Annotated in this window: 15 protein-coding genes and 1 tRNA gene; 7 read left to right on the top strand and 9 right to left on the bottom strand. The window is 65.8% G+C overall.

Annotation, left to right across the window (positions count from 1 at the left end):
• Nucleotide 1 precedes the first annotated feature (1 nt).
• The 3 genes from recD to recC are packed head-to-tail and all read right to left on the bottom strand — an operon-like array spanning nt 2 to nt 9,085.
• The gene (gene recD / locus M0534_RS01310) at nt 2-1,894 is read right to left on the bottom strand and encodes an exodeoxyribonuclease V subunit alpha (protein ID WP_248566598.1); all 1,893 of its coding nucleotides are present in this window, start codon (nt 1,892-1,894) and stop codon (nt 2-4) included.
• Nucleotides 1,884-5,603, bottom strand: coding sequence for an exodeoxyribonuclease V subunit beta (gene recB, locus M0534_RS01305; protein WP_248566597.1), 3,720 nt, complete (start codon nt 5,601-5,603; stop codon nt 1,884-1,886). The genes recD and recB overlap by 11 nt, the downstream gene beginning before the upstream one ends.
• Complete coding sequence (gene recC / locus M0534_RS01300; protein WP_248566596.1) at nt 5,600-9,085, bottom strand: exodeoxyribonuclease V subunit gamma; 3,486 nt, start codon at nt 9,083-9,085, stop codon at nt 5,600-5,602. Before recC ends, recB begins: the two co-directional genes overlap by 4 nt.
• A 195-nt stretch (nt 9,086-9,280) precedes the next feature.
• Here recC and M0534_RS01295 point away from each other — a divergent pair, with 195 nt between their 5' ends.
• Nucleotides 9,281-10,396 carry a Fic family protein gene (locus M0534_RS01295; protein WP_248566595.1) on the top strand — a complete coding sequence of 372 codons (1,116 nt, stop codon included), beginning with the start codon at nt 9,281-9,283 and terminating at the stop codon, nt 10,394-10,396.
• 130 nt (nt 10,397-10,526) lie between these two features.
• Here the strand turns inward: M0534_RS01295 and M0534_RS01290 are convergent, their stop codons facing one another.
• Nucleotides 10,527-10,721: a hypothetical protein gene (locus M0534_RS01290; RefSeq protein ID WP_248566594.1), complete on the bottom strand. Its 195-nt coding sequence runs from the start codon at nt 10,719-10,721 to the stop codon at nt 10,527-10,529.
• A 177-nt stretch (nt 10,722-10,898) separates the two neighbouring features.
• Between M0534_RS01290 and M0534_RS01285 the strand changes: the two genes are divergently transcribed.
• Nucleotides 10,899-11,999 carry an RNA ligase gene (locus tag M0534_RS01285; protein ID WP_248566593.1) on the top strand — a complete coding sequence of 367 codons (1,101 nt, stop codon included), beginning with the start codon at nt 10,899-10,901 and terminating at the stop codon, nt 11,997-11,999.
• Between the two features lie 25 nt (nt 12,000-12,024).
• Here M0534_RS01285 and M0534_RS01280 read toward each other — a convergent pair whose 3' ends face one another.
• Nucleotides 12,025-12,621, bottom strand: a complete 597-nt coding sequence (locus M0534_RS01280) for an RNA ligase partner protein (protein ID WP_248566592.1) — start codon at nt 12,619-12,621, stop codon at nt 12,025-12,027.
• A gap of 353 nt (nt 12,622-12,974) precedes the next feature.
• On the opposite strand from M0534_RS01280, the gene M0534_RS01275 reads away from it, so the two are divergent.
• The gene (locus tag M0534_RS01275) at nt 12,975-13,394 is read left to right on the top strand and encodes a hypothetical protein (RefSeq protein ID WP_248566591.1); all 420 of its coding nucleotides are present in this window, start codon (nt 12,975-12,977) and stop codon (nt 13,392-13,394) included.
• A gap of 234 nt (nt 13,395-13,628) precedes the next feature.
• Here M0534_RS01275 and M0534_RS01270 read toward each other — a convergent pair whose 3' ends face one another.
• On the bottom strand, nt 13,629-14,234 hold the full coding sequence (locus tag M0534_RS01270; protein ID WP_248566772.1) for a DUF938 domain-containing protein: 606 nt from the start codon (nt 14,232-14,234) through the stop codon (nt 13,629-13,631).
• Nucleotides 14,235-14,263: 29 nt separating this feature from the next.
• The gene (locus tag M0534_RS01265) at nt 14,264-14,497 is read right to left on the bottom strand and encodes a DUF3565 domain-containing protein (protein ID WP_248566590.1); all 234 of its coding nucleotides are present in this window, start codon (nt 14,495-14,497) and stop codon (nt 14,264-14,266) included.
• A gap of 613 nt (nt 14,498-15,110) precedes the next feature.
• On the opposite strand from M0534_RS01265, the gene M0534_RS01260 reads away from it, so the two are divergent.
• Nucleotides 15,111-17,651, top strand: a complete 2,541-nt coding sequence (locus tag M0534_RS01260) for a sensor domain-containing protein (RefSeq protein WP_248566589.1) — start codon at nt 15,111-15,113, stop codon at nt 17,649-17,651.
• On the opposite strand, the gene M0534_RS01255 is transcribed toward M0534_RS01260, so the two are convergent.
• The gene (locus tag M0534_RS01255; protein ID WP_248566588.1) at nt 17,628-18,092 is read right to left on the bottom strand and encodes an NfeD family protein; all 465 of its coding nucleotides are present in this window, start codon (nt 18,090-18,092) and stop codon (nt 17,628-17,630) included. The genes M0534_RS01260 and M0534_RS01255 overlap by 24 nt on opposite strands.
• A gap of 163 nt (nt 18,093-18,255) precedes the next feature.
• Here M0534_RS01255 and M0534_RS01250 point away from each other — a divergent pair.
• Nucleotides 18,256-18,332, top strand: a tRNA-Val gene (locus tag M0534_RS01250).
• A gap of 69 nt (nt 18,333-18,401) precedes the next feature.
• On the opposite strand, the gene hmpA is transcribed toward M0534_RS01250, so the two are convergent.
• Entirely contained in the window at nt 18,402-19,607 is a 1,206-nt protein-coding gene (hmpA, locus tag M0534_RS01245; RefSeq protein WP_248566587.1) for an NO-inducible flavohemoprotein, read from the bottom strand.
• Nucleotides 19,608-19,932: 325 nt separating this feature from the next.
• Between hmpA and M0534_RS01240 the strand changes: the two genes are divergently transcribed.
• Both M0534_RS01240 and thrS read left to right on the top strand, forming a co-directional pair.
• Complete coding sequence (locus tag M0534_RS01240; protein WP_248566586.1) at nt 19,933-21,894, top strand: sensor domain-containing diguanylate cyclase; 1,962 nt, start codon at nt 19,933-19,935, stop codon at nt 21,892-21,894.
• A 305-nt stretch (nt 21,895-22,199) separates the two neighbouring features.
• Nucleotides 22,200-24,116 (top strand): threonine--tRNA ligase, encoded by a 1,917-nt coding sequence (gene thrS / locus M0534_RS01235; RefSeq protein ID WP_248566585.1) that lies wholly within the window; start codon nt 22,200-22,202, stop codon nt 24,114-24,116.
• Nucleotides 24,117-24,121 lie beyond the last annotated feature (5 nt).

Genomic DNA, 24,121 nt, shown 5'->3' with positions numbered 1-24,121 from the left:
CTTAAGTCGCTGTTTTAGAAAACTTTGTTAGTTTGACTCCCTCCCGCGCCCGCGTCACCGCCGTATACACCAGCTCCCGGCTTACCAGCGGTGTGTCGGTTTCCGGCAGCACCAGCAGCACTTCGCCGAACTCCGAGCCCTGGGATTTGTGCACGGTCATGGCGAAGACGCTGTCCACGGCCTCCAGGCGGCTGGGCAGGACCAGGCGGATGCTGCGGTCCGGCAATTCGAAGGCGACGCGCAGTCGTGGGGCTTCGTCGGCGGTTAGCCGCGTGTTGAGGCAGAGGCCGATGTCGCCGTTCATCAGGCCCAGTTCGTAGTCGTTGCGGGTGACCATGACCGGGCGGCCTTCGAACCAGCCGTGGTCCTTTTCGGTCAGGCCTTCGGCTTTCAGCCGCCGGGCGATGCGCTGGTTGAGGCCGGAGACGCCCAGTGGACCGTCGCGGACCACGGCCAGCACCTGGTAGTCGGCGAAGCGCTTCAGTGCGGCCCTGGCCCAGGCGTCGATGGCGGTGCGGTCGGTGGTGTCAGGCCGTTCCTTCCGGATTTGTTCCAGATAGGGTCGGTGGCCCTGAAGTGCAGCGGTCTCGATCTTGGGATCCAGCGCCTGGCTGATGGTGATGCGGCCGATGCTTGGGTCATCGCTGTCCAGCAGGGCGTTGGCGCGTTCCTGGTCGCCCAGGCGCACCGCTTCGGCCAGGGCGCCGATGCCGCTGTCGGCGCTGAACCGGTGACTCTTGCGCAGCATGACGATGTGTTGCTGCAGGGCGGTGCCGTCGGCCTGCCAGGGGCTGATATCGTCGCCGGCGGCCCCGCGGACCCAGTCCACGGTGTCCCGGGTGTAGTTGCCCTGGTCGGCGCCCTGGCAGAGGTCGCCGAGCACGGCGCCGGCCTCGACCGAGGCGAGCTGGTCCTTGTCGCCGAGCAGGATCAGGGTGGTTTCCGGGCGCAGGGCGTCGAGCAGCCGGGCGGTGAGTTCCTGGTCGATCATTGAGGCCTCGTCGACCACCACCAGGTCGGCGTGCAGCGGGTTATGCCGATCATGCCGGAACAGGCGGCTCTGGGGTTTCGGGCCCAGCAGCCGGTGCAGGGTGCTGACCTCACGCGGGATGGCGTTGCGCACGGTTTCCGGCAGGGGCAGGGCGTCGACCGCGCCGCCAATGGACTCGCCCAGGCGGGCGGCGGCCTTGCCGGTGGGGGCGGCCAGGCGGATGCGCAGGGGGTGGTCCGGATGGCTGTCCAGTTGCCAGGACTGCAGCAGGCCCAGCAGCCGCACCACGGTGGTGGTCTTGCCGGTGCCGGGGCCGCCGGTGATCAGCGTGAAGCGGGAGCGGCTGGCGAGGGCGCAGGCGATGCGCTGCCAGTCCGGGCCGTTGTCGTCGGGCGGGAACAGGGCGTCCAGGCTGTCGCGCAGGCCGGGCAGGTCGCGTTTCGGGGCCTGCAGGCGGGCGTCCAGGGCCTCGTCGATCAACCGTTCATTGGCCCAATAGCGGCGCAGGTAGAGCTGGCTGCCGGCCAGCACCAGCGGTGCGGTGCCGTCGGTCTCCGCCTCGTCGACGACAGCGGATTGCTGCAGGCGGGAGCAGACCTCGTCGAGATCCAGGCTCGCCAGCCAGTCCAGCGGTGTCTCGGTATCGCTGGTGCGGTTGCGCAGGTCGGGCCAGAGGCTCGCTGGGTTGTCGATGGCGGCGCGCAGGTCCAGCCGCACATGGCCGCCGCCCACCTGGTGGCTGACCAGAGCTGCCAGCAGTAGCACGGTCTCGTCCTGTTCGCCGCCGTCCTCGGCCAGCAGCGCGGCCAGCGCCAGGTCGGTGGCACGCAGCCAGCCGTCGGTGAGCCAGGTCTGCAGGCGTTGCGGCAGGGCCGGGGCGCGGGGCAGGGCTTCAGGCTGCATCGGTTACCTCCCCGCTGAACAGCGCATCCAGTTCTTCGACCAGGGCGCGGTCCGGGCGCTCGGCGTGCACGCCACGGCCCGTGTGGCCGATACCGCGCAGGAACAGGCAGGCGGCACCGCCCACGTGGCGGTCGTAGTCGTAGGCCGCGCCCAGCCGCGCCCGCAGCAGGCGGTGCAGGGCCAGCAGGTACAGGCTGTACTGGGCGTCGTAGCGCTTGTCCATCACCGCCTCGCGCAGCGCGCCGGGGTGGTAGTGGGCATCCGTGGGGCCCAGGTCGTTGGACTTGTAGTCGATAACGAAATAGCGGCCTTCGTGTTCCAGCACCAGGTCGATGAAGCCCTTCAGCATGCCGTGCAGTTCGTTCTCGCCCAGGCTGGGGCGGCCGGCGCCGTCCAGGGTGTGGCGGCGGATGACGGCATCGATCTGGCTGGCGCGGACTTCGGCTACCGAGAGCAGGAACTCCAGTTCGGCGATGAAGGCGCCGCGGGGTAGCGCGCTGAGCCGGGGTGCGGCATCAGCGGCCAGCGGCAGCGGCGTGTCGATGATCCTGCCCAGCCAGTCGCCGGCCTGGGGCAGCCAGTCCTGCCAGCGGCGGCCGCGCAGGCCGCGCTGCAGGATGCGGCGGAAGGCCGGCTCGTCGGCCTTTGGGAACTGCTGGACGGCCAGGGCCTCCAGCAGGTTGTGCAGCAGCGTGCCGGCGGCCGGGCCGCGGGGGAAGGCGTGCAGACTGTCCGGGTCGGGTTCGCCGCGACTTGGCGCCGGCTCCAGGCTTTCCTCGACCAGCACGTCCTCGTCGGCACTGCCCGGCGCCCAGGCCTTGGGACCATCCTCCAGCAGGGCGCTGTAGCTGGCGATCCACCAGCGTTCCCGGTTCGGCGGCGTGGCGGTGTAGCGCCGGGCCCGGGCCAGTTCGATGCCGCTGTCCGGCAGTGCTGTCGGGGCGGCCGGTGCCGGCGGCGGCGAGACCGGTTCGACGGTGATGGCCGAGTGTTGTCCGGCCACGGTTTTCAGCAACGGGCCCAGCGCGTCCGGGACCATCTTCTCCTCGCAACCGATCAGGCGGCCGATGGCGGTCAGGTTCAGATGGCTCTTGTCAGTCATGACCTTGGTGCGTTGCTGCAGCACCGACGCCATGCCCAGCCAGCAGGCATGGATGGCGCGGGTGACGGCGACGTACAACAGGCGCATGTCCTCGGCCTGGCGGGCGTCCTCGGCCAGCTCCTTGTCGGCGTCCACGACCTCGAAGCTCACGCTCAGGCCATCGCCGTCGGGTCGGGTCAGAGGCGTCTCAGCCTTGGCCGGGCGGAAGCTGCAGATGAAGGGCAGGAACACCAGCGGGTACTCCAGGCCCTTGGCCTTGTGGATCGTGACCACCTTGATCAGTGCGGCATCGCTTTCCAGGCGCAGGATGCGCTCGTCCGCCGGGCTGCCGCCGTCCTCGCGATGCAGTTCCTCATCCAGCCAGCGGATCAGTGCCGCCGGGCCGTCCAGCGCGGCGGCTGCGTCCTGCAACAGTTCGGCAAGTTGCAGGATGTTGCTGAGCCGGCGTTCACCGCCGGCCTGGCGCAACAGCCTGGGCGCCAGCTGGTGGTCGCGGATCAACTGGCGCAGGGCCGGCAGGATGCCGCGTTGCTGCCACAGCTCGGCATAGCGCTGGAACTGCTCCAGTGCCGACTCCCAGCGGGCATCGTTGCCGAACAGGGCGTCCAGCGTGGCCCAGTCGTAGCCCAGCGCCGCGGTGCCCAGCGCGGTGCGCACCCGGCGCTCGGATTCCGGCTCGGCGATGGCCTGCAGCCAGCGCAGCAGGTCCCGGGCCTCCGGGGTCTGCAGCACATTGTCGCGGTCCGACAGGTAGACCGAACGCAGGCCGCGGGCGCGCAGCGCGTCGCGGATCAGGCCGGCCTCCTGGCCGGTGCGGACCAGGATTGCGATATCCGCCGGCCGCAGCGGCTGCCAGCCGTCCGGTCTGCGGAAGCCGGCCTTGTCGTTGTGCAACAGGCGCGCGATGTGCTCGGCGCCGATCTCGGCCATATGCCGCCGGTAGTCCTTGAGCGGCAGGCTCTCGACGCTTTCGTCCAGGGTCTGCTGTTCCCGGTGCCAGAGGGTCATTGCCGGCGGCGCGGCACCGTCGATTTCCAGCTGCTCACGGCGGCCCTTGTGGGCCACCGGGTGGAAGCGGATGTCGGGCTGCAGGAACTGGTCCGGCGCGGTCGGTGAGTTGCCGAACAGGCTGTTGACCGCCTCCACCATGGTCTGGCTGGAGCGGAAGTTGCGGCCCAGGGTGTGGCGCTGCTCCGCCGGCACCTTCTCGGCGGCGCCGAGATAGGTGTCCAGGTCGGCACCGCGAAAGCCGTAGATGGCCTGCTTGGGATCGCCGATCAGGAACAGGCTGTTTTTCGTGTTTTCGGGTTCGACGTAGACGGCGCGGAAGATGCCGTACTGCACCGGGTCGGTGTCCTGGAACTCGTCGATCAGCGCCACCGGGAACTGCTCGCCGATGACCCGGGCCAGGCGCGGCCCGCCGCCGGGCTGGCGCAGCGCGTCGTGCAGCCGGGTCAGCATGTCCTGGAAACCGATCAGGCCGCGTTGCTGTTTGCTGCGCTCGATGCGCTGGTCGATCCAGCGGGCGGCATGGGCATAAAGCGGTGCCGAGGCAGCGCTCAAGTGCTGGGCGCTGTCGAGCAGGCGGTCGACGGCGGCCGGCAATGGGTGGTTGGCCAGGGTGTCGGGCAGCACCTGGTTCTTGCGCACGGCCTTTTCCAGGCAGGCGCTGCCGAGATCGGCGAGGGCGGCACCGTTGGTGTCGGGCAGCAGGCTCGCGCCGCGCTTTCGCCAGTCCTGCAGGCCGGGCAGGAGCTTGCCGCGCCAGGTGCCGGCGGTGGGCTTGCTGCCCTTGCCGAGCACCTCGTTCTTCCAGCCGGCCTCCAGCGCATCGTTGAAGCTGTCGAGCCCGGTCTCGACGGCCTGGCGCAGGTCGCGGATCGCGTCGTGCCATGGCTGCGCCGCCCGGCGCAGGGCCTCAGTGGGTGGCTCGTCCGGGATTGCCCGGAAGCGCTCGCTTTTACCCAGCAGGCCGCCGACGGTCTTTGCGAACTGGTCCAGCGACAGCTTCGGCTTGTCCTCGCTGGCGGCGATGGTAATGCCCAGCGCCGCGAGTTCGGGCGGGCCCAGCGGATAGAGGTGCTGGCGCCAGTAGTCCTCGATGGCCTGGCGCTGGATCAGCGCCTCCTCGTCGCTCAGTTCCAGCTCGAAGGCGTTGCCGGAATCGAAGGCGTGCTGGCGCAGCATGCGGTGGCAGAAGCCGTGGATGGTGTAGATCGCGGCCTCGTCCATCCAGTCGGCGGCGGCCCGCAGGTGGTCGGCATGGCGCTGGCGGGCCTCGCCTTCGGGGTAGGCCGCCAGCAGGCCGGGCAGGATGGCGTCGTTGGGGTCGGGTTCGGCGTGACCGGCGAAGCAGCGCGCGGCCTCGGCCAGGCGGCCACGGATGCGATCGCGCAGTTCCTTGGTGGCAGCCTCGGTGAAGGTCACGACCAGGATGTCCGGCGGCAGCATCGGCGCGCGCTCCGGGTCGGCCGGGTCATGGCCCAGTACCAGCCGCAGGTAGAGGGCGGCCAGGGTGTAGGTCTTGCCGGTGCCGGCGCTGGCCTCGATCAGGTGGCGGTCGGCCAGCGGGACGGCGAGCGGGTCAAGCGTGCGCGGTGAGCTCATTCCGCGTCCTCCGGCGTCAGATGCTCGACCAGCGGGCGGTGCAGGCGCCCGGCCCAGTAATCGAACAGGCTCTGGTCCTGATGCCGGGGCTCCAGCAGCGAGGCGGTGGTGGGGAAGCAGCGCTGCAGCGCGCCGCTGCTGTCGTAGTCCACCTCGCCGGTCTGTTGGCTGTTGCCCTCGTAGTGGTTTTCCAGTGCCTCCACCGTGGCGGGCTCCTCCGCCTTGCCGGTGAGATAGGCAAATACGGTGCGCAGGGGCAGTGGCAGTGGCTGTTGCAGGCCGGTGAGCCAGCCGTCCAGGACCGCGTCCAGTCGTTCCCGGGCATCATTGACATCGAGGGGTCGCAGCGTGTGGACGTCGTCATGGCCGACGATGCAGGTTGTGGCCCGGATGCCGGCGGCGTTCAGCACCAGATGCTGCACCCAGTCACGCAGCAGGCGCGGATAGTGAGGCTTTTTCTGCTTCACCGTGTCGCCGGCCTTCAGCACCAGCCGGGCAATACGGCCATCGGCCGCTTGGAACAGGTCGGTGCTCCAGTCCTCAATGGTCAGCGTCCGGCCCTGGATGTTGCGCTGGAGGCGCAGCTCACGGGGTGGTTCCGCGGTCGGGTAGTCGGCGCGCAGGGCCTGCCAGCGTTCGGCAGCACTGACGGCCTGGGCGGTGGCATTGTCGAGCTGCAACTGGCCGAGGCCGGCCACCGGCAACTGGCCGCTGCGCATCAGGCGCTGCCCGGCGGCGCGGATCGCGGTTTCCGGATCGGTCCGCAGCGCGTCCTCGCGCAGCGGTTGCAGCAGGGCCTCGTGAATGCCGTAGGCGTCCAGCCCGCTCACCTCGAAGGGCTCATTTTCCGGTGGCGCCTCGTTGTCGCTGTCGAAGCGCAGCTTCAGCCGTTCGCTCAGGAAGTGCCGGGCGGGGTCGGCCAGGAAGCGGTTCAGGTCGTTGATCGTGAGCACCAGATCTTCGGGCAGCTCCGGGGTATCCAGTGCGGCCGCGGCCGTTGCCGGGACATCGCCGGCCTCCCACTCCCGGGCATAGGTGAACAGTTCGCCGTCGTCGGCGTAGCGGGGGCTGAATGGCGGCAGCGGGTGATCGACGGTCAGGGCCTCGCTGGTGGCGACCGGCCTGCCGTCGCGGTCCGGCACGCGCCAGCCCCGGTCCAGGTGATCGCGCAACTGGTTGACCAGCACCGAGGGCGGCAGCGGTTCGTTGTCCCGCGGGTTGCGGCCGATCCAGCTGATGTGCAGCTGCTCGCGGGCGGCCAGCAGGGCCTCCAGGAACAGGTAGCGGTCGTCGTCGCGGCGGGAGCGGTCGCCGGGCCGGTACTGGCCCTTCAGCGCCATCAGGTCGAAGTCCAGCGGTGGCCGGGTGCGCGGGTAGTCGCCATCGTTCATGCCCAGCAGGCAGACCAGGCGGAACGGGATGCTGCGCATCGGCATCATCGTGCAGATGTTGACGCGGCCGGCCAGGAAGCGCTGGGCCGGGCCCTCGTCCTCCAGCGCCGAGAGCCAGGCATCGCGGGCCACCGACAGCGGGATCGGCTCGTCGAAACCGGCCTCCTCGCAGGCGAGTGTCCAGCCCTGCATGGCCCCAACAACCCGCGACTCCAGCGCCAGTTCGTCGGCACCGTGCAGCGCAAAGCAGTCAGTCAGCAGCGCCTCGATGCGCTGCGCCCAGTCGGCGGGTCGGCCCGGTTCGCGGAAGGCCTTGAGCTGTTGCTCCAGCGTATCCAGCAGGGCCCGCAACGGGCCGAGCAGGGCGGCATCCAGGCTGCCGATCTCCGGGTAGGGCTCGATCGCCTGCCAGGCCTCGCCGGTGCCCACCGCATAGCCCAGCAGCATGCGGCGCAGGCCGAAGCGCCAGCTGTTCTGTTCGAAGTCGCTGTCCAGTTCCAGTTGCCGGCGCTGCGCGCCGTCCAGCCCCCAGCGGATGCCGGCATCACGGCACCAGCGGCGCAGCAGCGGCAGGTCCTCCTCGGTCAGGCCGAAGCGGCGGCGGAAGGCGGCCACCTCCAGCAGGTCAAGTACATCGCCCAGGGTCAGGCGGGCGTTGGGCAGGTCGGCGAGTTTCTCCAGCGCCACCGCCAGCGGCGCCTCGCTGCGGGCGCGGCGGTCGCCGATGGTGTAGGGGATGTAGCGCGGATCGGTGGTGTTGACGGTGCCGAACACCGCTTCGACCGCCGGCGCATAGGCATCGATGTCCGGCACCATGACGATGATGTCCCGCGGCCGCAGCGGCTGGCCGGCGGCGTCGGCCCGGGCGAAGGCGTCGAGCAGCCGGTCGTGCAGGATCTCCACCTCGCGCTGGCGGCTGTGGGCGCGGTGGAAACGGATCGAGCGGTCCCCGACCAGTGCGCGTTCGGCGCCGGGTTCCGGCAGCGGCGTCAGGTCGAAGATATCCTGCTGGATCTGCTGCAGCAGCGGCGCGTCTTCGAGTGGCTGGTCCTCCGGCACAGGCGGCTCGAACACGTCGATGGACTGGAACCAGTCACGGTAGCGCTCGGGCTCGTCGATCTGGTCCAGCAGCGCGATGAAGTCCCGGCCCTGCTTGCCCCAGGCGGCCAGCAGCGGATGCCCCGGCGTGCCGAAGTTGCGCTGGTGGCGATGCCGGTCCAGTTGCAGCAGCTCGCGGTCCTCGACCAGGTCCGCCCAGAAGTGCCCGGACGGGTTCTGCACCAGTTGCAGGATCTGGCAGTGGCGGGACAGGGCATGCAGGGCATCCAGCACCGGCCGCGGTAGCGAGGTGATGCCGAACACCAGAACCCGACGGGGCAACTCCGGCAGGCTGCCGGGCGCGGCCCGGTCCAGGGCCTGGATGAAGCGCTGCTGGATGCCGGGGCGCGACAGCAGTCGCGCCGCTTCGCCGGCGTCGGCATGCAGTGCCCGCCACAGCACCGCCTGCCAGCGCAGGTCCTCGGCCAGCGGCCGGGTCTTGCCGCGGGCGTCGGTTAGCTGGTCCCGTCCCTCCAGCCAGTCCGCCAGCCAGTCGGCGCGGTAGACCTGGTACTGGTCGAACAGGTCTGCCAGCCGGCGGGCGAGCTGATGCCGCTTGCGGCTGTCCTGGTCGGTGTCGAGGAAGCGCACCAGCGGCGCGAAGGTGTCCGGGTCACCGGCCAGCAGGCCGGGCAGCAGGCGGTAGATGCGCCACTGCAGGCGCTGCTTCTCGAACGGCGAGGTCTCCGGCACGGCCTCGGCGCCCAGCACCGCGCGGTAGGCTTGCCAGAGGAAGGACTGCGGCAGCAGGAAATGCTGCGCGGCGGCGATACCGCAACCGGGCTCGGCCCCGCCCTCCGGCGCGGCCAGCGCAAGCTTCAACCACTGCGCCATGCCATTGGACTGCACCAGCACGGTCTCGGATTCCAGCGGCGCCAGCGGATGCGCACGCAGCCAGTCCACGACCAGCGTGCGCAGCGACTCCAGGCGGTTGCCGTGCAGCACGGCGAGTCCGGGCTGGAGGTCATGATGGCTGTGGCCGGTGTCGGGCATGGGGCTCCGGGCGTGTTGTTATTCGGAGTGATCAGTAGAACGGCCCTGCGCGACAGCACCTGTCGGAGGCGATTCACCGGATCTCCGGTCATCCTACGGAAACCGCCCGATCCAGGCGACGTGCGCTTGACCGTGAGCCGAATCGCGGCTTTAATCGGCTCATTAATTGAGCCGAATAGAGTGGGTAATCGGCGCATGTACATCTGGCAGCAAAGCGAATGGCCGCACTTCCACTGGGACACCAAGGCGCTGCAGCCCAATCTGGACACCGTTCGGTCAAGGCAGGCTAGGCTGCTGGGGCGTCGTGACGCCGTGGATTCCGGTGCGATCCAGTCGCTACGAATGGAGAGTCTGACCGAGGACGCGCTGCGCACCAGCGAGATTGAGGGCGAGTTGCTCGATCGCCATTCGGTGCGCTCCTCGGTGGCCCGACAACTCGGGGTTGCCCATGCCGGTGTGGCCGGTCGCGACGCGCATCGGGCGGAGGCTTTGGTTAGCTTGCTGGTGCGGGCGACCGGCCGGCTCGATGATGCGCTGACTCTGGAAGAGCTTTGCAAATGGCAGGCTCTGTTGTTCCCGCCAGCGGACACCGGATTCCAGCAGGCGGCCGTCGGCCGCTTGCGTGGCGATACGCCGATGCAGGTGGTCTCCGGGAGAATGGATCGCCCCCGAGTTCATTTCGAGGCACCGCCGAGGTCCGGACTGGAAGCCGAGGTGCAGCGGTTTCTCGACTGGTTCAATGATCCCGGCAACGAGCTTGACCCCATTCTCCGCGCCGGCGTCGCCCATCTCTGGTTCGTGACCCTGCATCCCTTCGAGGACGGCAACGGTCGGATTGCCCGTGCCATTACAGATCGGGCCCTGGCCCAGGCGGAGCAGGAGACGATCCGCCTGTACTCGCTGAGCGAGGTGATCATGGCCCGGCGGCAGGCTTACTACGAGATCCTGGAATCCAGCCAGAAGGGGAGCCTGGACATTACCCGCTGGTTGCGCTGGTTTCTGGCCTGTTTGCAGGAAGCACTGGATGGGGCCCTGGCTCGTATCCAGCGGGTGCTGGAGAAGGCCCGTTTCTGGCAGATGCATGCGGAAACCGTTCTCAACCCGCGTCAGGTCAAGGTGTTGAACCGGCTGCTGGACGATGGTGAGGAAGAGTTTCCCCACGGCATCAATGCGAGCAAGTACCGGGGCATGGCAAAGGTCAGCAAGGCCACCGCGACCCGGGATCTCACCGATCTGCTGGACAAGGGGTGCCTGGAGCGTCTACCCGGCGGCGGGCGCAGCGTGCGCTATCGACTGCCGGGTAGGAATTAAGCCGACGACCCGTGGAAGGAGAGAAGAACTCGATCAAGAGACCGTCCTGCTGCTCGGCCAATTGCTCCGGGAAGGGTTTCTGGGCTTCGCAATGCGGGCGGTTCTCGTTTCGGTGCCGCCGGACGGCGGTTCAATCGGGAACGTCGGGGGGCGGTCCCTTCTGCAACAGGAGCATACCGGCGCCGCCCAGCGCCATCCACAGCACCATGGTCCAGCCGCCGAGGCGCTCCCACAGCGGGCCGATCATGATCAGCACGAGGACTGACAAAGCCAGGCAGGCGAGGCCGATCCAGTGCAGCAGCCGTTCCTTTCCGATGTGTTCCATGGGTTCCTCGTATTGATCGGCCATCGGCAAGCCGGGCGATCCTGTGGCCCGTATGGTTGTACGACTCCAGCATGCAGAACGGCGCACCGCAACTGAGCATTGTGCAGGCGGTTCGCTGCCAGGCGATGCCAGGGAAGAGTGTACGATTCCCGGTGAAGGGCTGACCGGGGGCAGGGAATGATCGAGCGCTCACAATTGGAGCAGGCCATTGCGCTGGGGCGCGCGCAGCCGCTTCGTTATGAGGGTTTCTCCTACGTCCGGCTGCTGGAGCCGGTCCGCGGCTACCCGCGGGGCAGCGCTGTTCTGCCGGACAAGTCGGTGGTGCCGGGGTACCCCTCCATCGGCCGGATCCAGTCACTGGAAGCGGGATTGCCGCGTCAGTTCCGCGAGCGTTTCTGGGCCGAGGAGAAAATCGACGGCTTCAATGTTCGCATTTTGCGGTATGAGGACACGCTGTACGCCTTCAGCCGTGGCGGCTTTGTCTGCCCGTTCAGTGTCGATCGGGTGCCCGAGTTCCTCGACCCGGCGGTGTTCGATGCCGAACCCGGGCTGATTCTCTGCGCCGAGATTGCCGGACCGGATACGCCCTATCTGGAGGGATCCACGCCACGGGTGGCGCAGGACGTGAGTCTGTTCGTGTTCGACATGATGCGACTGGGCCTGCCCGGTTTTCTGGCCCAGGCCGACAAGTTCACGCTTCTGGAGAAGTACGCACTGCCTGCCGCACCGGTTCACGGGCAGTTCGGGGCCGACGATACCGAGGCATTGGGCCGCTTGATTCTGCGTCTCGATGCGGAGGGCGCCGAGGGCCTGGTGCTGAAAACCGATGACGGCCGCGAACGGGCCAAGTATGTCACTGGCGGTTCCTGCGTCGGCGATATCGGGGTTTGTGCCGAGCAGCTGCTGGACCTGCCGCCGCAGTATTTCACCAATCGCCTGACCCGGCTTGCCATTTTTCTGGCGGAGCACCCCCAGTCCGACAGCGATGCCGCTGCGCGAGCCCTGGGGCGCGCATTCCTCGAGGGTCTGGGCGATGCGGTGGCACAGAGCCGCGGTCAAGGACGCGTCAGTCACCGATACCGGTGCCGGTTTCGCAGCGAACACAATGCACGGCGCTTCATCCAGCATCTGGAGGCCACCGGTGGGCGCCATGTGCGTATTGGGGCGGCAATGCCGCGTGTCGAGGGTGACTTCTGGGTGCTTGAGTTCGAGCGGCTTTTCGACCACATGACCGGCACCCTGTCCTCGGCCCTGGCCGGTGACAGGCAGTATGATTGAGTGCCAGGTCCCCTGGGCGGGCGCCTCAGGGGTTGCCGGGAACGGAAGCCGCGTCGGTCAGGTTTTCCATCACCTTGCGTAAATGGGCGGCAGTAACCAGCTTAATGCCCATGCGGTTGCCCATCTTGCGCATGCCCTCGTCGGCGCTGGCCAGTTCGGCATCCAGTTCCATGGCCAGCAACACGGCATCGACGTCTTCCCGGGAGTCCACCAGCCCCTTGCGCATGGCTTCGCGGAAGCGCTCGCGAAGTTGCGTGATCAGTTCCGGTTTGAGGGTTTCGGCAGCCCCGGCCTGGCGGGTGTGTTCCTCGGCAATGCGCAGTCCGCGGTCAATCCGGGTGCGTACCTCGTCAATGAACTCGTACAGGATGTCGCTGGGGATGGTGAGGGCAAAGCGCCGCGGAGAGCGGACCCAGACCACGGTCTCGAAATCCGCGGCCAGGCTTTGCAGGTCCCGCATGCCGCGGAATTCCTCGTAGACCGACAAGGGCATGTAGAACTCGGCGCCGCAGTGGCGGGCCAGGCCGAGGAAGGTTCGCAGAATGTCCTCGGGATCCTCGCCGAACTGACTGGCGACATGTGGGTTGGTGAAGACGCTGGTATCCAGCACGAAACGGCGCATGCGGTCTTCCCCGAGTTGAATCCTCGAGCCCCATCATCTGCAGCCGCCGGAGGGCCGTCAACTGGCGAGCCAGGAGCGGTCCCGGGGAGTCGCAAGCGCCTTGCCGCGGGGGAGGCTGCCCGGCTTTACGCCGCCAGGCGTCATCAGCGTATCGACAAGCGCGTGTCGCCGACCTGTCCCATCGGATTTTCTTATTCGCGACCTGTGTTTACTGCGCTGCGATTGATGCAGGTCAATGCCGACAGACGGCAATCATGATCAAGTCGGTAGTTCTCATCCATGGCGAGACCGTGGGTAATTCGACTGGCGAAGGCGCGGGAATAAATCAGTGTTTCCCGAGCAGGAGTGGAGAGATGACTAAGGCGCGAACGCAAACCGCGATCACCGATCTGGTGAACCAGACCCAGGAACTCTTCAAGCTGAACGGCGCGTCAACAACGCAGGTCGAGCAGTTCCGGCAGATGCAGCATGCCATGCTGCAGGAAACCGAGACCTTCCTGCGGCATTGGTTCGAACGCCGACAGGAAGCCACCGAGACGGCCATCAAAGGCTTGCGCGAGTTGGGTTCAAAAGAGGAATTCGATCCGACGGCAATCACGCAGGCGATTTCCGATTGGCAGGGCAAGTCGTTGCAACGCATGAGTGCGGATCTGCAGGACTGGACGACGCTCTGCACGCATTGCGCGCAACTGGTTGCGGCAGAGGAGCAACCGGTGGCAGCAGAGGAAGGCGAGGCCGAGCCGCCCAGCGCCCGACAGGCCGGGCGGGCCTGATACAAAGACCTGGCCGCCCCGGGAATTTGGAAAGCCGGCGCCCTCGAAAACGGCGCTGACGCATTGCAATCCGTTGCACCCGATGACGCGTACCCGTTCACGCTCATCGGGTGCAACGGATTTTCGCCAGTCGCGGTAACGGTGAAGGCGTTTACGGATATGAGGCCGGTTTCGGAGCCTCGCAGCGTTGCGTTACTAGCCCGCCGGGCCGTCCCGAGTCGGTCTGTGTGGTGATCAGTCCGTCGAACGCCGAAACACCAGGATCCGGTTGTTGGCCGGCAGGGGCAGGTCCTCGGCCAGCCGCAGGTCAACCTTTCCCGCCAGGCGTCGCAGATCGCTGGTGTCGCGAACGCCCATGCCCGGATCCCGTCGCCGCAGGGCGGCGTCGAACTGGCGGTTGCTGTCACTTGTGTGCCTGCCATTGTCGGCGAAGGGACCGTAGAGCAGGAACACGCCTTCGGGCGGAAGGCTGGCAGCCACGCCGCGGAACATGGCCTCCACCACCGGCCAGTGCATGATGTGGGCGGTGTTGGCCGAGTACACATTGTCGTGGCCGGCAACTGGCCAGGGCCACTGCGTGACATCCAGCGCGAGCGGGCTGTCCAGGTTCGGCAGTGCAGCATCTTCGATTCGCAGGCGGCAATGCGGGATATTCCGTGCCATGTCCGTCGGTACCCAGTGCAGATGAGGCAGGGCCGCGGCGAAATGCTCCGCGTGCTGGCCGGTGCCGGCTCCGATCTCCAGAACACGCGCCGGTTTCGTGAGCCGGTCCCTCAACACGGACAGGATCGGGTCCTTGTTGTTTTCGCAGGCCTGGGAGAACGGTTTCTGCATCGGGATCTCGTGTGGCTGGTCGCCGCAGGCGGTGGTCAGGCGCTCGATCCCGTAGCGATCGGCGTTTTTTCCGGCGGTGGCTCGCCGTCTTCACAGCGTTTACACCACAATGTCGTGCCCAGCATGTCGCGGCGGCCCTGCTCGGTTTCCACCCAGGGTCGGTTGAACCATGGCGGACGGTGGCGGACGTGCTGGCCGTGACCGCAGGCCAGGTCTGCCACCCAGTCGCCATGCTCGTCCCGATGAAAGCCGACAATGGGCTGCCACATTGTGACTCCGTTCAGGCCGTCCCGCCTTCAACCCAAGGGTGATGCTCGATCACCTGACGGTCAGTAACAGAGCATGCACTGTGAAAGACGTCAACGCGATGCTTGTACCAGAGTCGTGGACGACAGCGCAGGCGTGGAGGCGGCAGGATGGTTGCATGCTGCGGATCTGGCGTTGCCGCGTTGGTTCGCCACGATCTGCTGGCTGGTAGCGATGACGAGTCCTAGGCTAGTCGGTAAACGGTAAACCAACGCAGTGACCCGGACCTTATGATCGGCGTAATGCATAGCCTGCTGGAGAGAGGATGTCTATAAATGAAATGCGGGTTCTGCCGGGAAACTGTGGCCCGATGGCAACACGTGGCAGTGCGGCGGCAGCACGCTGCGGAGACGGACCGCGGGCGGGAGGGTCAGAGGAATGAGCGAGACCCGTTTCACGAAGAAGGGTTACGGAGTTAGCAGGCGTGTTGATCGCGGGATTGGCAAGCTGATGCTATACGGTGACTTATCCGATACACCGCGCCCGCATGTTGTTCTTCACTACGCGGCTGGTCAGGGCAATGGTTGAGCCGCGTTGGAAGTTGCTGCGAGGGCTTGGCAGAAAAGGCGCCGGCCCATGAATTCCACAGACGATATCCTCACCTACCATATCGCCAACTCGCCACTGGCGGTGGTCGAGTGGGATCACGCATTCCGTGTCTGCCGCTGGTCCGGCAGCGCAAAAGCATTGTTCGGCTGGACCGAGGCGGAGGTGCTGGGCCTGCATCCGGACGACTGGCCGTTCGTCCACGCCGAGGATCGTGGTTCAGTGGCCCGGATCATGGACGAGCTGCTGTCCGGGGAAGCCCCGCGCAATGTCAGCGCCAACCGCAATATGACACGCAGTGGCGATGTCGTTCACTGCGAGTGGTACAACTCGGTGCGATTCGACGCCGCTGGCCAGCTTGTCTCGATTCTTTCCCTCGTCCACGACGTCACGGATCGGGTTCGCCAGGAGCAGCAATTGCGCGAACAGCGCCGGGTGCTGGACCTCGCCGGACAGATCGCCCGTTTCGGTGGCTGGTCGGTGGACCTGGAGGCGCAGCGATGTGACTGGTCGGACATGGTGGCCGAGATCCACGGCATGCCACGGGGGTACGCGCCGACCGTGGATCAGGGCATCGCCTTTTATGCACCGGAGTACCGGGAGCGGATTCGCGAGAAATTCAGCGCTTGTGCCGCGACAGGAGCCCCTTACGACGAGGAAATGCAGATCATAACTGCGCAAGGCGAGAGGCGTTGGATACACACCGCCGGCATGGCGGTCCGCGACGAACAGGGAAGCATTGTTCGGGTGGAAGGCAGCTTCCAGGACATCACCGCGCTGCTGGAGACTCGCGACGAACTGCATGAAGCGAATCGCCAACTCGCTGCCGCCGTGGATACGAACCGGGCCCTGATCGACGCCCTGCCAGCGCATGTTGCGCTGCTCGACTGCAATGGGCGGATCATCGACGTCAACGAGCAGTGGCGTGAGTTTGGGCGGCGCAATGGTCTTGCCGACCAGGCCGCGGGTGCCGGCGCAGATTATTTCGCAAGCTGTGACGTTTCCGAGGGCCGGGACGCAGCCGACGCGCGGGCCACTGTCGCAGGGCTTCGAGCTGTCCTTGCCCGAGAGCGGGACAGCTTTACCTACGAATACCCCTGCCATGGCCCCTCAGAGCAGCGCTGGTTCCGCATGATGGCCAACACCACGGGAATCCGGGAAAGTGTCGATGGTGAGCCTGGGGTGGTTGTCATGCATGTGGATATCACCGAGCGGAAGCTTGCCGAGCAGCAACTGGAGCGCCTGGTGAACGAGGACCCGGCGACGGGCGTGCTCAACCGTAACGGCTTTGTCAAAGCGTTAACGGAGCGGTATCGGAAGGTTGGCTGGCAGCCAGCGGACACGGTGGTCCACATCGACCTGGATGGGTTTCGCGATATCAACGATGCACACGGTTACGAGACAGGTGATCGTGTGCTGAAGATGGTCGGGCAGCGCCTGGGTGATTTCGCTGGACCTGATGCTCTGGTCGGCCGCATGGCCGGCGACAAGTTCGTGTTGTTGCTACCCGGCACGGCCCTCGGCCTGATTGAAAGCCGCCTTCGCAAGTTACACCGTCACCTGCGTGACCCAATGGGACTTGATAGCGGAGATGTCCAGGTCGAGGCGAATTTCGGTTATGCCCTGCTTGGACACACCGAGCGCCCGGTATTGACACTATTGCGGGAGAGTGAGGTTGCGCTGTACGAGGGCCGGGCAGATACCGATACCTTTCTCTGCGGTTATACCGAAGACCTTGAACAGCGCGCGCAACAGCGCATGATCCTCACGAAGGAGCTGCGCCGCGCCCTCGACGAACAGCAGTTCGAGCTTCACTACCAGCCCAAGGTGCTCCTGGCCACGGGCAAGCTCATCGGCTGCGAGGCCCTGTTGCGATGGAATCATCCGGATCGCGGGCTGCAATCGCCCGAGGTGTTCGTCCCGATTGCCGAGCAAAGCCGGCTGATCGGACCGATTGGGGACTGGGTTCTGTTCGAAGCGTGTCGTCAGTTGCGGGAATGGCAGGATGCCGGTCTCGATATCGTGCGGGTCTCGGTCAATGCCTCAGTCGTGCAATTCCGCCTGGGCCACTTTACCGCGCAGCTCAAAGCGGCGCTGGATCATTTCGATGTCGAACCCGCAAGCCTGACCGTCGAGATTACCGAAAGCGTATTCGAGGGCGAATCATCGATGCTGCAGCGCCAGATTCAGGAGCTTCACGAACTCGGTGTACGTATCGCCCTGGATGATTTCGGTACGGGCTATTCGTCTCTGCTTTACCTTCAGCGTTACCCGTTCGACGAGATCAAGATTGATCAGGCCTTCGTTAGAAGTGTTGGCGAGGACGCCTACAGCGATCGAATCGTGCGCACGGTATTCGGTCTGGCCGAGAGCCTTGGCGCCGAAGCTATTGCCGAGGGGATCGAGACCGGCGACGTGCGTGACGCACTTGTCGCTTTGGGGTGCACCATCGGGCAGGGCTACTTTTTCAGCCGGCCGCTCAGTGCCGAGGACTTCCGCTGGTTGCTGGAGCGTCGCAGTGTGCTGCCGTTGACGCAAGGCTCAGCGTCATCCGGGTCCGGCGTTATCTGAGGGTTTTCCGGCAGGCCGGACGATTGCCGTCACGCCTTCGATCCGCAGCACCCGGACCTTGTCGCCGTCTTGCAGGGCCACGCCATCGTCCCGGTGCGCGGGCAGGAAGTCGGCCCGGTGGCGTATGCCGGCCTGGGAGCCGCGAAACTGGACAGCGAATATGTCGTCCAGCAGCCTTTGGTCATCGCTGGCGGCCTTCCGCGACTGGCGTAGCCAGCGCGAGAGGAACACGACCAGCGGCACCGAGAGCAGGCTGGCGACGGCGCCAACGCTGAGTTGGATGATCGGCTCCAGACCCATTGCGCCGGCGCCGGCCGCCGCCAGTATGCCCACCGCGATGATCGGAAGAATCACGCTTGCGCCACCGAAGGCCAGTACGTCCAGCACGAGCAGGCCGAGGGCGGCGGTTACGAGCAGGGCAGGTGAGAACGTTTCGGGCATGGGCAGCCGGATCCTTGCGGTGGTCCCGGGAGTCCAACATGTTCCTCCTCGGCGGACAATAGCGGTTGGGATGAGCGCTTTTGGCGTGCTTGCAACGGGGAAAAGCCCGCGCTCGTATTGACCGTGCCGGCGATCGATGTAAACTACCGCGCTCACGAACGACAGGCGCGTAGCTCAGCTGGTTAGAGCACCACCTTGACATGGTGGGGGTCGTTGGTTCGAGTCCAATCGCGCCTACCAGATTGCAAAAAGCCGCCGGACGGGAGTCCGGCGGCTTTTTTGTGCCGCAATTCGGTACGGTTCTGCCACTCAGGCTGCAAGCACGTCCGAACCGAACACCTCGTAATGGATGTTTGCCGGGTCAACGCCGCGGTCAAGCAGCAGGTCCCGGTGCAGGCGGATGAAGGGCAGCGGGCCACAAAGGTAATAGTCCGCACCACTGTCAATGGCCGGAAGGTCGATACGGTTCAGGTCGACCTGACCGTGGTGTTCGTCCGGTTCCAGGCCGCCGTCCGGGGTTTCCAGGAAGAATGCCGTTCGGATCCGATTCGGACCCTGGCGGCGCGCCGCCTCGACCTCGTCGCGAAATGCCTGCACCTCCCGGTTTCGGGCGCCATGCACGAACAGCACCTGGCGTTCGGTCCGCGCGAGTGCCTTCAGCATGCACAGCAGGGGCGTGATACCGACCCCACCGCAAATCAGAACCACCGGTGTGCTGCGTTCCTGGTGCAGGCGGAAGTCGCCAAACGGGGCGCTCAGTTCGATTGCCGTACCTTCCTTGAATTTTTCATGGAGCAGGCTGGAGATGACCCCGTCGGGCCGATCCTCACGGCCGGCCTCCCTCTTTACCGAAATCCGCAGATAACGGCCGTTCGGTTCATCGGACAGGCTGTACTGCCGCGGTTGCTTCAGCCCCCAGTCCGGCACCTCGGTTCGCACCGAGATGTACTGACCGGGCCGATGCGGAGGCACCGGGGCATCATCCTGCGGATGCAGATAGAAGGAGACGATCTCGGCACTTTCGCGGACGCGGTCGGCAACCACGAAAGGACGCCAGTCGGACCAGCCGCCCGGCTGCTGTTCGGAATCGCGGTAAAGCGCCGCCTCCTTTTCGATCAGGATGTCGGCGAGTTGCTGGTAGGCCGCGGCCCAGGCGTCGATGATCTGGTCGGTGGCGGCGTCACCGAGGATGTCCTTGATCGCGCCCAGGAGGTGTTCGCCGACAATGGCGTACTGCTCCGGCTGGACACGCAGGCTGACGTGCTTGTGAGCGATGCGCTCGATCGCGCTGGCCAGCACTTGGGGGTTGTCGATGTGCATGGCATAGGCATGGACCGCATTGGCCAGCGCCTTCGGCTGATCGCCGGCGGCCTGGTGCGATTGATTGAAAAGATTCTTCAGCTCCGGGTGCTGTTCGAACATGCGCTGGTAAAAGCGGCGCGTGATGGTCAGACCGTGTTCGGCAAGGACGGGGGCGGTTGCCTTGATGACTTCGCGGGTTTCTGTGTTGAGCATGTTGGCCTCAGTAAGCGGTAAAAAAAATACATGTTAAAGGCTAATGTTCATGTCAGGCAAAGGCAAGTGTCCGGCCGGATTGGTCTGCAGCAGGCAGCGACGGGCTTCGGCGTGGCGGTTCAGCAGCGTTCCGCAGTTTCAGGGCCTGGGTAGCTGCGGTGGCCGGAGCAAAACCTTCGGTGTACTCCCCTTCGCTTCTGGCGGCGATGCTTCTACACTGAAATTTCAGTGTCGTCGTTTGACGGCAGTTGTGGGGAAGGCGGGGGTCTCCAGGGGCAGGGATACCCGACAAGAACCGTGTGCCGGGGAGGCCGATCGGGCCGATATGCGGGCGTTGTGGATTCGAATCGTCGTGGCGTGGTGCCTGGCGCTTGTTGTCATCGGCAGCGCCGTCTGGTTCCTGTATGACCGGGAAACCCGCGCGTTCCAGGAAAAGGAGCTCGTGCGCCTTGAATCGACGATTCGTGGCGCGGAAACGATGTTCCGCACGCAGACCAACCAGGCTTTCAGCGAACTGCTGCGCATGCCGGAGCTTCAGATCCTGTTGCGCAGACTCGGCGCGGGTCCGGCCGACAGCGATATCGCAGATGTTCGCGCCGCGGTCGAGGATTCCGGCATCCGGGTCTCGCACTCGCTTCGTGCCTGCTGCGGGGCCAGCCTCCATCTGCTGGACCGCCACGGGCGCTCACTGATTCATCAGCCGGCGCCGGGAGCCGGTATCGGCGCCGGGGTGCCGGCATCGCCGCATAACGGTGGTGTCTATGCGTCGATGAACCGCTTCGGCGTCGAAGGGTTGAATCTGGACCTGATCGGCACCGCCTACCGACGCTTGCTCCCCGTCTGGCACGAGGGAGAGCAGATGGGCCTGATCGAGGCTTCGCTGAGTCCCGGGCAGTACCTCACCATCCTGCAGCGGAGCAGCGGCAATGCCTGGAAGCACCATCTGTTGATCGACCGGAATGCGCTGCCGGACGGCGTCTCCGGGACAGTCCATAACCCGACCGGACTGCATGCCGATCTGGTGGAGCCGGTTAGCGCCGGCACGCCGCCTGCAGCGCTGCCGAACTGGATTTCGAGTTCACGCAACCTGCGCCAGGCCCTGGGCGACGCGATGCGGACGCGTGATTCGGTCACCGCCCTGGTGCGCGATAATCGCAATCGGCCGGTCGCGCTGAGTATGGCACCGGTGCGGGATTTCCAGGGCATGACCATCGGCTATGTCATGGCTGAAAGCCCCGCCGATGCGATGGACGCACTGGCCGCGCGGATGGCGGGGGTCGGTGGCGTGATCGTGATCCTGCTGGGCTTTCTGCTGACGGTGGGGATTCTGCTGCAACACCAGCGGGCTCGGTCACTGCTGCTCCGGGAAAAGCTCGCCGCGGTGACAGAAAGCGTTGGCGAGGGCGTTTGCCTGGTCGATGAGAAACACCGGATTGATTACGTGAACGAGGCCGGCCGGGAGTTGCTTGGCTGGGGTGATCGGGAACTGGTCGGCCTGGATGCCAACTGGGTGCTGCAGTCCGGTTCGCAGGATGCGGTTCGTGGCAGCATGGAATCCCGGATGCGGCGGGTAACTTCTGCTGGCGAGACCTACCGCAGCGATCTCGAGGGGTTCCGCCGGGGCGATGGCGAGATGCTCTCGGTCTCGGTGACTGCGACGCCGCTGCGGCAGACCCCCCACGGTAACGAGATGGTTATCGTGTTCCGGGACGTCTCGGAGCGGGCCCGGGAACTGCGCCTGATTCGTTCACAGGCCATGCGTGATCCCTTGACCCGCTTGCCGAACCGGCGGGTTTTCGATGAGCGCCTGATGCAGGAAGTCAGGCGTTCGCGGCGTGATGGCGGCGCGCTGACGCTGCTGATGATCGACGTCGACAGTTTCAAGCCGTTCAATGATTACTACGGTCATCCGACCGGTGATCAGGCCCTGCGACAACTGGCGGATGCGATGCAGTCCTGCATGCTGCGCCCGCTTGACGTGGTCTGCCGTTACGGCGGTGAGGAGTTCGCTGTGCTGCTGCCTGACACCGGCTCCCGGGCGGGACAGCGGGTTGCAGAACGTCTGCGCAGCACTGTCGAGTCACTCGGCGTTTCCCAGGCCCCCGATGTCGGTTTCGGCACGCTGACCATCAGCATCGGTCAGGCAACCATTCTTGCCGGGCATCCCGATGCGGTGGCGCTGCTGGCTGATGCGGATGCCGCCTTGTATCAGGCCAAGTCGGCCGGCGGTAACCGTGTCGTGGCGACGGAGTTGCGGGAGAAGCCCAGACAGCAGACGCAGGACTAGGGAAACGCTGATTTCATCCCGCATTTTTCCCGACTGCTGTGTTGCGCTGCTTGGCCGGAGAACGACTGCGGCGCTGCGCAACGCGCCTTGCCTCGGGACAACCGGAATGCCTGCGCGGCGGGCGGCTGGCCCGCATCCGTGACGCCAACATGGTGCGTCTGGACAGTGGTGCCGAGAGCGGCGCGATCCAGCCCGTGACGCGCCCGCGATAACTGTTCCCGCTTGCTGTACACTCCCCGGCGGCCGAGTTGCCGCACATTCATGCATGTGGCCTTTCGTATGGGTCACCACTGTCGGGGATCAACATGCCTGTCATTACCCTGCCTGACGGCAGTCAACGCCAGTACGAGCACGCCGTTTCCATTCTTGACGTCGCCAGCGATATCGGCCCGGGCCTGGCCAAGGCCACGGTGGCCGGCCGGGTCAACGGCGAGTTGCACGATGCCTGCGATCTGATCAACGAGGACGCGGAACTGCAGATCATCACACCCCGGGACGAGGAAGGTGTGGAGATCATCCGCCATTCCTGCGCCCACCTGGTCGGTCATGCGGTCAAGCAGCTCTATCCCGAGGCGCAGATGGCGATCGGGCCGGTGATCGAGGACGGCTTCTACTACGACATCCGCTACGACAAGGGCTTCACTCCCGAGGACATGGAGCGGATCGAGCAGCGGATGAAGGAGCTGATCGAGCAGGACTACGACGTGGTGAAGAAGATGACGCCGCGTGACGAGGTGCTGGCGACCTTCCGTGAGCGGGGTGAGGATTACAAGGTGACCCTGGTGGAGGAGATGCCCGAGGTCTCCGAGATGGGGCTCTACCATCACCAGGAATACGTCGACATGTGCCGCGGGCCGCATGTGCCGAATACACGGTTCCTCAAGGCCTTCAAGCTGACCAAGCTTGCAGGTGCCTACTGGCGCGGCGATGCCAGCAACGAGATGCTGCAGCGGATCTACGGCACTGCCTGGGCGGACAGGAAGGACCTGAAGGCCTACATGAAGCGGCTGGAGGAGGCGCAGAAGCGCGACCACCGCCGCATCGCCCGGGCGCAGGACCTGTTCCACGTCCAGGATGAGGCGCCGGGGATGGTGTTCTGGCACGACCGCGGCTGGCGCATCTACCTGGCGCTGCAGGACTACATCCGCGAACTGCTGCGCCAGCACGGCTACCAGGAAGTGCATACGCCGCAGCTGGTGGACCGGACACTGTGGGAGAAGTCCGGTCACTGGGAGAAGTTCGGTGACGACATGTTCTACACCGAATCCGAGGCCCGGACCTATGCGGTGAAGCCGATGAACTGCCCCTGCCATGTGCAGATCTTCAACCAGGGGCTGCGCAGTTACCGAGACCTGCCGCTGCGCATGGCGGAGTTCGGTTCCTGCCACCGCAATGAGCCCTCGGGCACGTTGCACGGCCTGATGCGTGTGCGGCACTTCATCCAGGACGATGCCCACATCTTCTGTACCGAGGACCAGATCCAGCAGGAGGTGTCCGCTTTCATCGACCTGCTGTTCCGTGCCTACCGGGATCTGGGCTTCGAGGAGATCACCGTGGCCCTGTCGACCCGCCCGGAGAAGCGGGTCGGTTCGGACGAGGTCTGGGACAAGGCGGAGGCGGCGCTGGACACGGCGTTGCAGACCCGTGGCCTGGATTTCCGCCTGCAGCCGGGCGAGGGTGCGTTCTACGGGCCGAAGATCGAGTTCTCGCTGAAGGACTGCCTCGGGCGGGTCTGGCAATGCGGCACGATACAGGTGGATTTCGCGTTGCCGGGGCGGCTGGATGCCAGTTACGTGGCCGAGGACGGCAGTCGCAAGGTGCCGGTCATGCTGCATCGCGCGATCCTCGGATCGTTCGAGCGTTTCATCGGTATCCTGATCGAGGAACACGCCGGTGCGCTGCCGCTGTGGCTGGCGCCGGACCAGGCAGTGGTGCTGACGATTACCGATCGTCACGCGCCGTTTGCACGGGACGTCGAAAAAACCCTGAGGAATCGCGGTTTTCGCGTCGAAGCCGACTTGAGAAATGAAAAGATCGGCTATAAAATCCGCGAGCACACGATTCGCAAGATCCCCTACATGCTGGTGATCGGGGATCGTGAAATGGAATCCCGCACCATCGCCGTACGGACCCGATCCGGTGAAGATCTGGGTTCAATGGATATTGAAACGCTGATCGAGCGTTTTGATTCCGAAGTGGCGCAACGCGGCTCAAGCAGCTAGGAGGA

The organism is Methylonatrum kenyense, from assembly GCF_023195885.1.
Taxonomy (GTDB): domain Bacteria; phylum Pseudomonadota; class Gammaproteobacteria; order Nitrococcales; family Aquisalimonadaceae; genus Methylonatrum; species Methylonatrum kenyense.
Note: the sequence above shows the minus strand (reverse complement) of the source record. Positions and strands in the feature narration are given on the sequence as shown.

Excerpts from the sequence above, each read along its gene's own strand:
- recD (WP_248566598.1), bottom strand. The coding sequence starts at position 1,894 with ATGCAGCCTGAAGCCCTGCCCCGCGCCCCGGCCCTGCCGCAACGCCTG.
- M0534_RS01285 (WP_248566593.1), top strand. The coding sequence starts at position 10,899 with ATGATCGAGCGCTCACAATTGGAGCAGGCCATTGCGCTGGGGCGCGCG.
- M0534_RS01260 (WP_248566589.1), top strand. The coding sequence starts at position 15,111 with ATGAATTCCACAGACGATATCCTCACCTACCATATCGCCAACTCGCCA.
- M0534_RS01280 (WP_248566592.1), bottom strand. The coding sequence starts at position 12,621 with ATGCGCCGTTTCGTGCTGGATACCAGCGTCTTCACCAACCCACATGTC.
- thrS (WP_248566585.1), top strand. The coding sequence starts at position 22,200 with ATGCCTGTCATTACCCTGCCTGACGGCAGTCAACGCCAGTACGAGCAC.
- M0534_RS01275 (WP_248566591.1), top strand. The coding sequence starts at position 12,975 with ATGACTAAGGCGCGAACGCAAACCGCGATCACCGATCTGGTGAACCAG.
- recB (WP_248566597.1), bottom strand. The coding sequence starts at position 5,603 with ATGAGCTCACCGCGCACGCTTGACCCGCTCGCCGTCCCGCTGGCCGAC.
- M0534_RS01290 (WP_248566594.1), bottom strand. The coding sequence starts at position 10,721 with ATGGAACACATCGGAAAGGAACGGCTGCTGCACTGGATCGGCCTCGCC.
- M0534_RS01265 (WP_248566590.1), bottom strand. The coding sequence starts at position 14,497 with ATGTGGCAGCCCATTGTCGGCTTTCATCGGGACGAGCATGGCGACTGG.
- M0534_RS01255 (WP_248566588.1), bottom strand. The coding sequence starts at position 18,092 with ATGCCCGAAACGTTCTCACCTGCCCTGCTCGTAACCGCCGCCCTCGGC.
- M0534_RS01240 (WP_248566586.1), top strand. The coding sequence starts at position 19,933 with ATGCGGGCGTTGTGGATTCGAATCGTCGTGGCGTGGTGCCTGGCGCTT.
- hmpA (WP_248566587.1), bottom strand. The coding sequence starts at position 19,607 with ATGCTCAACACAGAAACCCGCGAAGTCATCAAGGCAACCGCCCCCGTC.
- M0534_RS01295 (WP_248566595.1), top strand. The coding sequence starts at position 9,281 with ATGTACATCTGGCAGCAAAGCGAATGGCCGCACTTCCACTGGGACACC.
- recC (WP_248566596.1), bottom strand. The coding sequence starts at position 9,085 with ATGCCCGACACCGGCCACAGCCATCATGACCTCCAGCCCGGACTCGCC.